The following is a 10,001-nucleotide window of genomic DNA, read 5'->3' as shown; positions in this document are numbered from 1 at the left end:
GGCGTGGCCGGACGTCCGGCCGACGGTGCCGCTTCGGACGATGGACCCGCCCACGCCGATCCACACCGTAGCTGCCCTGTTGATGCAACATTGTTCCCCGGGTAACGGGAAATGTTCCGCACCCCGACACCTCGGTCGGCTTTCCTCGCCCCCACAGACATCCCGGCGGGCGTATTGCCACGACCACCAGGAAGCCATCTCCGGAATGCGCTGTCCACAGGTTGCGTCGAGTGCGGTTGACCGGCGCACGTCCGGGGAACCCGCTGTAGTCACAGGCCAGCTGCCCACCCGACGTGTTCATCCAGTGTTACCGATGATACCGCCACAGTCAGCAGCACCCTTTCCTGGCAGCGATGGGAACGCCTAGGGACATGCTGGCCCGGGATCGGGCAAGTCGGTTGGACGAGCCTGCCAGGGGTCTGATTGCATATCACCCTGACGGGGGTGACCGGAAGCGCGAGGCCCGCACGAGAGAGAGCAGTAAGGACGGGATGACGACACGAGCTCGAGAGCTGTTCCAACGATCGCGCGCGCTGCTCGAAAACTCCCGCGAGGTGGCCGCGCAGCTCCTCGCTTCGCCCGGGGTGCACTCTCGTCCGGCCGTCCCCCCTGCCGCAGCACCGCCGTCGCCCCCTGCGCGGGACCATGCCGGCTCGCCGACGCAGCCGGCGGTCCCACCCACCGCTCTTCCTGGAACCTCCGTCGTCCAGCCCACGAACGCCGCTCCGCCGACGGCCACGCCCGCGACGACGACCACGCAGGCGCTGTCGGCGATCTGCGCCGACGTCGCCCTGCGCGATCTGAACCTGGTGGACGGTCTGCTCTCCCAGCTCGAGGAGATGGAGGCCCGAGAGGGGGACGCGGAGCGGCTCGCCGAGCTCTACCAGCTTGACCATCTGGCCGCCCGGCTGCGCCGTAACGCCGAGAACCTGCGCATCCTCGCCGGGCGGGACGCCAGCGAGACGGCGTCGGAGACCGCGGCGCTGGTCGACGTGATCCGCGCGGCCATGTCCTCCATCGACCACTACTCACGCGTCGCCATCGGCCGCGTGGTACCGCTCGGCATCGTCGGGTTCGCCGCGGAGGACGTCGGCCGGCTGCTGGCGGAGCTGCTCGACAACGCCACCAAGTCCTCCCCACCGACGACGCCGGTACGCGTCGGTGTGCACCTGACCGAGCAGGGCAGCGCGCTGTTGCGGGTCGAGGACGAGGGCATCGGCCTGCCGCCGGAGCGGATGCGCCGGCTCAACGATCGGCTGCGCGCCTCCCCGACGCTCGACGACGACGCCGTGCGGCACATGGGGCTGACCGTCGTGGGCCGGATCGCGGCCCGGCACGAGATACGCACCTGGCTCGACCGGCGCCACCCGCACGGGACGACCGCCTCGGCGCTGTTGCCCGCGGCGCTGATCTGCGAACTACCCGAGGCGAGCTGGTCGGGCGCCCAGACCGTGACCGCCGCGCCCGCCGCCGTGCGCACCCTCGGGTCCTCGGCGCACGTTGTCGCGCCCGCCGGACTGCCGCAACGCCGGGCCGCGCACCTGGCCCGCCCACGCCCGGCCGCACCGGCAGCCCACTCCGCGCGGCCCGCCTCGGCCGCACCGGTGCTGCGGCCCGTCCCGAGTCCGCCGCCGAACTCGGGCTCAGGCCTGGGCCTGGGCCCGGCAGCGGGCGAGGCCACCGCCAGCGGCCTGCCCCGCCGAGTGTCACGCAGTCTGAAGAACGGCACCGGGCCGCTCGCGGCCCCGCCGCCGCCAGCGCCGTCGGCGGCAGCGGCCGCCGGCCGGGAGGCGGACCACGAACGGCTGCTCGCCGATCTCGGCGCGTTCACCGAGGGGGAACGCGCCGCCCGGGACGAACAGCGAGGGGCCTGAGCAGCAACCTTGACGTCCTCCCCCCGCCTGAAGGCAGGGGAACCTCTAGGGAAAGAAGAACCACCGGTGAACGATCCAGGGCGGCGTCTCCTCTCCGGCCTCAGCGCCGGGGCGTCCACTCCGAGCCCATGGTGACGGGCACGACCTATCGCCAGGGACGCGACGACTTCACCTGGCTCATCAACGACTTCGTCGCCAGGGTGCACGGGGTCTCCCACGCCCTGATCCTGTCGTCCGACGGGCTGTCGCTCACCGCCTCGGACACGGTTGGCATCGTCGAGAGCGAGCAGCTCGCCGCGATCGCCAGCGGGATGCTGAGCCTCGCCCGCAACAGCGCCGCACTGTTCGACAAGGGAACCTGCGAGCAGATCATCGTCCGGCTGTCGTCGGGATATCTGCTGTTCATGGGCATCGATGACGGTGCGGGCCTCGCGGTGCTCACCGACGCCGACTGCGACATGAAGGTCGTGGCCTACGAGATGACCCAGTTCGTGCTACACGCCGGCCATGCGCTGACCCCACAGACCCGCGCGGACCTGCGCCGGGTCCTCGCCGGCCCGCAGCTGTAGTGCCAGGACGTTTGCCGATGCCGTGCCGGAGCCGGACCCTGCAGTGCCGAGACGATCAAGGATCGTGATCACGATGCCGCTGGACAGCGCACCGGGACCGTCGACGCGGACGCCGCGGACACGCAGCCGGCGCATCCGCCCGTACGCGCTGACCGGGGGCCGCACCAGGGCCCGCCACCACCTGCTGGTGGAGACGCTGGTCTCGGTCCCCAGTTACGACCCGGCGCTGAGCGAGTCGCTGATGCCCGAGTCGAAGGCGCTCTACGAACGGGCCCGCGCGCAGCTGTCGATCGCCGAACTGTCGGCGATGCTGTCGATCCCTCTCGGGGTCGTCCGCGTGCTCATCAGCGACCTCGCCACCCAGGGGGCGGTGTTCATCCATCCGACGGCGCACGCCTACTCCCATGACCGTGGTGTGCTGGAACGGATCCTCAGCGGCCTGCGGGAGCTGCCGGTCTGAGCGGGGACACCCCGGGGGAGGCCGCGGTCGTCGACGCCGACCCGGAGCAGTTCACAATCTCGGCGAAGATCGTGATCGCCGGCGGGTTCGGCGTCGGCAAGACGACGCTGGTCGGCTCGGTGTCAGAGGTGCCGCCGATCAACACCGAGGCGTGGATGACCGAGGCCAGCGAGGGCATCGACGACCTGCCCCCGCACGGCGAGAAGACCACGACGACGGTCGCCATGGACTTCGGCCGAATCTCGCTCGACTCCGACCTGGTGCTCTACCTGTTCGGCACGCCGGGCCAGGCGCGGTTCTGGTTCCTGTGGGACGACCTGTCCCGCGGCGCGCTGGGCGCGATCGTCCTGGCCGACACCCGCCGGCTCGACCAGTCCTTCGCCGCGGTCAACTACTTCGAGCACGACTCGACGGTGCCGTTTCTCGTCGCGGTGAACCTGTTCGACGGCCGGCTGTGGCACGACCTCGACGAGGTGCGCGAAGCCCTCGCCCTGCGCCCCGGCATCCCACTGATCACCTGCGACGCGCGGAACCCGGCCTCGGCCGCCGAGGCCCTGCGCGAGCTGGTCCGCTACGCCATGTCCCTGGCCTGAACCATCGTCCCTGGCCTAGAACCATCGAGGAGCACGCATCCATGCCCAAAATCCTGATCGTCGGCGCCGGTCAGTCGGGCTTGCAGCTCGCCCTGACTCTGCGGGAGCACGACTACGACGTCACGGTGATGTCGGCGCGCACCCCCGCGGAGATCCGATCCGGTCGGGTGATGTCCACCCAGGCCATGTTCCACACGGCGCTGCAGCACGAACGCGACCACGGCCTGAACCTGTGGGAGGCCGACGCGGTCCGAATCGAGGGGCTCGGCGTGTCGCTGGCCGCGCCGGACGGCACCCGGGCGCTGGACTGGTTCGGCCGGCTCGACCATCCCGCCCAGTCCATCGACCAGCGGGTGAAGATGGCCGGCTGGGCGGAGCTGTTCGAGGAACGCGGCGGCAAGTTCATCGTCTCCGGGGTCACCACCTCCGACCTGAACTCCCTCACCGAGCTGTACGACCTGGTCATCGTGGCCGCGGGCAAGGGCGAGCTGGTCGGCCTGTTCGACCGTGACGCCGACCGCTCGCCGTACACCGCCCCGCAGCGCGTGCTGTCGCTGGCCTACGTGCACGGGCTCGCGCCGCGCCCCGAGCACCCCGACGCCCCCGGCGTCCGCTTCAACATCGCCCCCGGGGCCTGCGAGCTGTTCGTCATCCCGGCATACACACTCAGCGGGAACTGCGACATCCTGTTCTTCGAGGGGCTCCCCGGCGGCCCGCTGGACTGCTGGGACGACCATCACGAACCCGCCGAGCACCTGCGGCGCATCCTCGAGCTGACCCGCACGTACGTGCCGTGGGAGTACGAGCGCTGCGTCGACGTGGAGCTCACCGACAGCAACGCCACGCTTGCCGGCGGCTACACCCCGGTCGTGCGCCGGCCGGTCGGCGAGCTGCCGTCCGGCCGGGCGGTGCTGGGGATGGGCGACGTCGTCGTCGCCAACGACCCGATCACCGGGCAGGGCGCGAACAACGCCGCGAAGTGCGCCGCCTCCTACCTGGACAGCATCCTCGCCCACGGCGACAAGCCCTTCGACCGCGCGTTCATGCAGGGCGCCTTCGACCGGTACTGGGACCACGCCCAGCACGTCACCACCTGGACGAACGCGCTGCTCGCCCCGCCGCCGGAACACGTCCAGCAGATCCTCGGCGCAGCCGGGGCGCACGAGGCGGTCTCCCGCCGCTTCGTCAACGGCTTCGACGACCCCAGCGACTACCAGCACTGGTTCCTCGACCCGGCGAAGACCGCCGCCTACCTCGCCGGCTTCTGAGGCAGCCGCCGCTGCTCGCCGGTCCGAGGGGTCGGCACGCCCACCCGATCGCCTCCCCCGCGGGACGCCTCACGCTAGTAAGGTAAACTTAACCTACATAAGATTAGACGTACCTACCCAAATTCACAATGTAAGGTCTCCTGTCGCGCGAGGGACCCCGCACGGATAGTCGCAATGCGAACAACGTCAAGGCGGATGACCCTGACACGAACGCTCCCGCCACTCTCGCCATGAGTCGGTGAACTGGTAGCACGTTTGGGTGGGTGCCACCGGTTAAACGGGTGAGTGCGATGTGGCTCGGAGTCGGCCTGCCGCGCCACGAAGACCGTAAAGACGCAGGTCGGCGCACCTCTCCGGGCTCGCGAGGAAGAGGAAGCCGGGCCCGGCTGTAGCAGCCGGACAACTCCGCACGCCAACAGTTCAGACCAGCCAACCGCCCGGTCGTGTCGCATCTCACACCAACCTTCACCATCGTGATTTCCGGGTCAGCATGGGGTAATCCCCGCTCTGGTCACGAGTGGTTCACGTTGCCGGGAACAGCCGTGAACGGGTGGTGAGAGGAGTGCCATGAGCACGGCGGAAGCTTGGTCAATCAGCGGGTTGGTCGACACGACGAGTTACCCCCTCGCCGACCCGGCCAACCCGCTGTGGTGGACCGTCGTCTCACGCGCGCGGCACAATCTACGTACAGACGGTTGTTGCGTGCTACCCGAATTCATCCACCCCAACGTGTTTCCGGCCGTCGCCCAGGAATGTGCCACCGTGGCCCCGCTGGCCTACGACAAGGTCGAAACCGTCAACGCCTACAACATTGCGGTCGACTCGACGTTGCCAGCCGACCATCCCGGTCGGCTCGCCATGCGCCGGGGTAACGCCTTCGTCGCGCGGGACCAGATTCCCGCCGACTTCGCCATCCACCGGCTCTACCGCAGCGAGCCATTCCAGCGCTTCGTGGCGGCCTGTTTCGGGCTGTCGCAGGTACACGAACTTGCCGACCCGCTGGCCGGCCTGTGCCTGAACGTGATCGCGCCGAGCCTGGAACACCCCTGGCACTTCGACACCAACGAGTTCGCGGTCAGCCTGCTGACCCAGGAACCGGAGTACGGCGGCGAGTTCGAGTACTGCTCGAACATCCGCACGGCGCAGACGGAGAACTTCTCCGACGTCCGGGCCGTGCTGGCCGGCGAGGGCTCCCAGCTCGTCCGGCGACTGATCCTCCGGCCCGGTGACCTACAGCTCTTCCTCGGGCGCTACTCCATGCACCGGGTCAGTCCCATCCAGGGCGAGACCGCCCGGCATTCGGCGATCTTCGCCTACACCGAACGGCCGGGAGTGGTCGGCAGCGTCGCCCGCACTCGTCAGCTGTTCGGCCGCGTCCTGCCCGGCCACCTGGCCGCGGAGGCGAACGCCGTGCGCGTCGACGCGTTGCTGGACTAAAACCGCCCTCGTCGAGCTCTCGCCGGTCCCGACAGCCGCACCGCCGTTCGAGGAGGAGCGTCCCGCATGCATTCCGACGCCAACCCCACCGACACCAGTCCCGCCGGGCCGTTCGATGACGGCCTGCAGTTCGACGACACCGGCAAGGTCACTCTCGACCACATCTACACCCAGCCCGACCCGCACGCCTACTTCAGCACCCTGCGAACGCTCGGCTACCACATCCCCCAGCTCGCCAAGCCGTTCTTCAGCCGGCTCATCGACGAATGCCGGGTGCAGCGGCGGCTTCCCCCGACCGTGCTGGACATCGGCTGCTCCTACGGGATCAACGCCGCGCTGCTGCGCTGCGACCTGACGATGGACGACCTGTTCGAGCGGTACGGTGCCCAGCCCAGCCCGGAGCGGGACGTCCTGCTGGACCGCGACCGCGAACTCGTCCGCGCGCACCGCCGGTCGAGCGGGACCCGCTTCATCGGCCTCGACGCCTCCGAGCCGGCGGTCTCCTACGCGCTGGCCGCGGGCTTCCTCGACGAGGCCGTCTGCGCCGACCTGGAGCAGCGTGACCCCACCGAGGCCGAACGCGCCCGCCTCGACGGCACCGACCTCGTGATCTCCACCGGCTGCATCGGCTACGTCAGCGAACGGACGCTCGCCCGGGTCGCCCGCGCGACCGGCGAGCGGCGGCCATGGATGTCCCACTTCGTGCTGCGGATGTTCCCCTTCGCGCCGTTCGCCGAGACCCTCGACGAGCTCGGCTACGAGACCGTCCATGTCGACGGGGTGTTCCCGCAACGCCGCTTCGCCTCCGCCCAGGAACAGGAACAGGTCCTGGGCACGCTGGCCTCGGTGGGCGTCAACCCCCGTGGCCTGGAGACCGAAGGCTGGCTCTACGCCCAGCTGCACGTCTCCCGGCCGCGCGGCGCCGCCGGCCGCGGCGCGAACCGGCCCATCTTCGGTCAGCAGCCGGCCGGCACCCTGACCGGGCGGCGGACCTGACCGCCCAGACGAATCCGAGGGCCCGAGGTGAGGAGTTGGCACCGCTCAGGGGTGCCGACGACCCGCACAATCCGGTCATCTCATGGGACCCTCGAGCTCCGGCCAAATCCGGCGACGCCTGATCTGACGCGGCTCGAGCAGTGTCTCCGAACCAGCAGCGTCCCCGAACCAGCAGAGACATCGAGACCAGCAGAGAACCTGACAACAAGCCGAGCCCCCTGAGACAAGCCGAGGCCAGGATGAACGCGATCACATCCGAACAGCGCACCACCCGAACCTTCGCCTACGACGACCTGCTGCCCCGGGTGCCGCTGCCCACGCTCGCGGCGAGCTGCGAGCGTTTCCTCGAATGGTCCGCGCCCCTGCTTACCCCGGCCGAGCGCGCGACGACCGCGGCGGCCGTGACCGCTTTCCAGGGCTCCGACGGCCCCGGCCCGGTCCTGCACGCCGCGCTGGAGCGCTACGAGGCGACCGACGGCGTGCACAGCTGGCTGGACGACTTCTGGGACTCCCGCTACCTCGGCCGGCGGGACAGGATCGCGCTCAACGCCAACTACATCTTCCTGTTCGCCGACGACGACGCCGCCCGCGCGGCGGAGCAGCCGCAGGTCGAGCGGGCCGCGGGCCTCATCGCGGCGGCCGTCGACTACAAGCTGCGCCTCGACGACGAGCGGATCGAGCCGGTCCGCCAGCGCGGCCAGGTGCTGTCGATGGCGCAGAACACCTTCCTGTTCTCCACCACCCGCATCCCGGGTGCCGTCCAGGACACCGTGCGCACCCCGTACAGCGACGCCTGGCCCGGTCCCTCCGCGGCCCGCCACATCGTGGTCTTCCACCGGGGGAACCTCGTCCGGCTCGACGTGGTCGGCCCGGACGGTCACCCGTACACGCTGGATGACCTCGCCGCGGGCCTGACCGCCATGCTCAAGGCCGCGCCGACCCGGGCACCGGCCGACGCCGCGGTCGGCCAGCTCACCACCAAGGCACGCGCGGCCTGGGCGCAGAGCCGGGAGCGGCTGTCCGCCCTCGACCCGGCCAACGCCGCCGCCCTCGACACCATCGAGACGGCGTTGTTCTGCCTCTGTCTGGAAGAGGCCACCCCGGCCGACAACCTCGCCGCCTGCGATCAGCTCCTGCACGGCGATGCCGGCAACCGCTGGTTCGACAAGGCTGTCTCGCTGATCGTCTTCCCGGACGGGCGGGCGGGCATCAACGTGGAGCACTGCGGCCTGGACGGCACGACGATCCTCAGCTTCGTCGACGACCTGCTGTCCACCTCCCCGCAGGAGCATGCGGCGAGCTCCGGCGCCCAGCCGCAGGGCCTGCCCGCCGTCGAGCCCATCGAGTTCGTCCTCGACGCCGACCTGCGCGCGGACATCGCCGCCGCCGGCACGTCGTTCACGGACTTCGCCGCGGCGACCGCCTCGACCGTGCTGACCTTCGACGACTTCGGCCAGAACCAGGCCAAGGCGCTGAAGACCTCGCCGGACGCCTTCGTCCAGCTCGTCTACCAGCTCGCGCATGTCCGGGTCAAGGGCCACGTGGGCGCCACCTACGAGTCGATCGCGACCCGGCAGTGGCGGCGCGGGCGCACCGAGGCGATGCGGGTCATCACCCCGCAGATCCACCAGTTCGTCGCGGCGATGCAGGACCCGGCCGCGGACCCGGCGACGAAGCAGGCCGCGTTCCGCGCCGCCGCCGACGCGCACGTGCGCCGGGCGAAGGACAGCCAGGCCGGGCGCGCCCCGGAGCAGCATCTGTGGGAGCTGCAGTTCATCGCTCGGCGCCGCGGCGCCGAGCTCGGGGTGACCGAGCCGATCGAGCTCTACGACACCCCCGGTTGGCTCAAAACCCGTGACGACTTCCTCAGCACCAGCTCCGCACCGTCGGTCAACGTCGAGTTCTTCGGCTTCGGCTCGACGAGCAGCCAGTGCATCGGCGTCGCCTACGTGCTGCTGCCGGACCGGTTCAACCTCTACCTGAGCACCCCGCGCACGGTCGCCGACGGCCTGCACGCCTTCGCCGAGCAGCTCACGATCGCCCTGCGCGAGCTGCAGGACCTCCTCGCCGCCGAGCCCTCCGCGCAGTGACCTCCGCCCCTCAGTGACCTCCGCCCCTCAGTGACCTCCGCCCGGCCCGGCCCCGCCTCGGTTGCCGGGCCGGGCGGGACACCCCATCTCACGACGGCCTGACCACGAACGACTGCCGGCCGGGCGTGGTGCCGGTCAGCGGCGGAGGTCCTGAGAGAGGCGGGTGGGGCCGACCTGGCGGTCGAGCCAGTCGCGCAGCACCCGCATCTCGCGCCAGGCCGTGGCGACCTGCTCGGCGCATTCGGGCTCGGCGAGCCAGGGCGGTTCGCCGAACTCGCAGTGGACGGTCAGCGTGCGGTGCCGCAGCAGATCGATGCGCGGATGGTCGGCGTCGTAGCCACGCGGACGGGTCTTCAGCCGGTTGCCCGAGACGCCATAACCGTCCTTGCGGAGCCCCTCGACGAGGGCTTCGAGTTTGGGGCCGGTGACCTCGTCGGCGACCGCCGCCCGTAGCCGCTCCACCTGGTCCGGCGCGGTCTGCCAGTAGCCGCTGGCCACCATCAGCCCGGCCGCGGACACCTGGACGTAGCCGCCGCTCTCATTGTGGGCGCCGATCGCCGTCTTGTACGGCGACTTGTCCTTCGAGAAACGGACGTCGCGGTGTGGCCGGAACAGGTGCGGCTCGCCGAACTCCGGTTCCAGGCAGGGCCGCGCGAAGCTCACTTTCCGTGCCGACTGGTTACTCTAGGTTGTGAGGAATGTGAGGGCCCGGTT

Annotated in this window: 9 protein-coding genes; 8 read left to right on the top strand and 1 reads right to left on the bottom strand. The window is 70.4% G+C overall.

Going from position 1 to position 10,001, the window contains the following annotated elements:
* Nucleotides 1–491 precede the first annotated feature (491 nt).
* The 8 genes from G6R25_RS17550 to G6R25_RS17515 all read left to right on the top strand — a co-directional run bounded on the left by G6R25_RS17550 (nt 492) and on the right by G6R25_RS17515 (nt 9,287).
* Entirely contained in the window at nt 492–1,874 is a 1,383-nt protein-coding gene (locus G6R25_RS17550) for a sensor histidine kinase (protein WP_163553859.1), read from the top strand.
* Nucleotides 1,875–2,005: 131 nt separating this feature from the next.
* On the top strand, nt 2,006–2,443 hold the full coding sequence (locus G6R25_RS17545; protein WP_235948865.1) for a roadblock/LC7 domain-containing protein: 438 nt from the start codon (nt 2,006–2,008) through the stop codon (nt 2,441–2,443).
* 73 nt (nt 2,444–2,516) lie between these two features.
* Entirely contained in the window at nt 2,517–2,903 is a 387-nt protein-coding gene (locus tag G6R25_RS17540) for a DUF742 domain-containing protein (RefSeq protein WP_136447968.1), read from the top strand.
* Nucleotides 2,900–3,496 carry a GTP-binding protein gene (locus G6R25_RS17535; RefSeq protein WP_268904174.1) on the top strand — a complete coding sequence of 199 codons (597 nt, stop codon included), beginning with the start codon at nt 2,900–2,902 and terminating at the stop codon, nt 3,494–3,496. The genes G6R25_RS17540 and G6R25_RS17535 overlap by 4 nt, the downstream gene beginning before the upstream one ends.
* A 41-nt stretch (nt 3,497–3,537) precedes the next feature.
* Nucleotides 3,538–4,764: a styrene monooxygenase/indole monooxygenase family protein gene (locus G6R25_RS17530; protein ID WP_163553858.1), complete on the top strand. Its 1,227-nt coding sequence runs from the start codon at nt 3,538–3,540 to the stop codon at nt 4,762–4,764.
* Between the two features lie 567 nt (nt 4,765–5,331).
* A complete protein-coding gene (locus tag G6R25_RS17525; protein ID WP_163553857.1) occupies nt 5,332–6,201 on the top strand; it encodes a HalD/BesD family halogenase in 870 nt (289 codons plus the stop codon).
* A 66-nt stretch (nt 6,202–6,267) separates the two neighbouring features.
* Nucleotides 6,268–7,197, top strand: coding sequence for a class I SAM-dependent methyltransferase (locus tag G6R25_RS17520; RefSeq protein WP_205447202.1), 930 nt, complete (start codon nt 6,268–6,270; stop codon nt 7,195–7,197).
* A gap of 239 nt (nt 7,198–7,436) precedes the next feature.
* The gene (locus G6R25_RS17515; RefSeq protein WP_163553856.1) at nt 7,437–9,287 is read left to right on the top strand and encodes a choline/carnitine O-acyltransferase; all 1,851 of its coding nucleotides are present in this window, start codon (nt 7,437–7,439) and stop codon (nt 9,285–9,287) included.
* 135 nt (nt 9,288–9,422) lie between these two features.
* Here the strand turns inward: G6R25_RS17515 and G6R25_RS17510 are convergent, their stop codons facing one another.
* Nucleotides 9,423–9,950: a DUF2461 domain-containing protein gene (locus tag G6R25_RS17510; protein ID WP_163553855.1), complete on the bottom strand. Its 528-nt coding sequence runs from the start codon at nt 9,948–9,950 to the stop codon at nt 9,423–9,425.
* Between the last annotated feature and the right edge of the window lie 51 nt (nt 9,951–10,001).

Source organism: Candidatus Frankia alpina (genome assembly GCF_902806485.1).
GTDB classification, from domain to species: Bacteria; Actinomycetota; Actinomycetes; order Frankiales; family Frankiaceae; genus Frankia; species Frankia alpina.
This window is presented reverse-complemented; position numbering and strand designations above follow the sequence as displayed.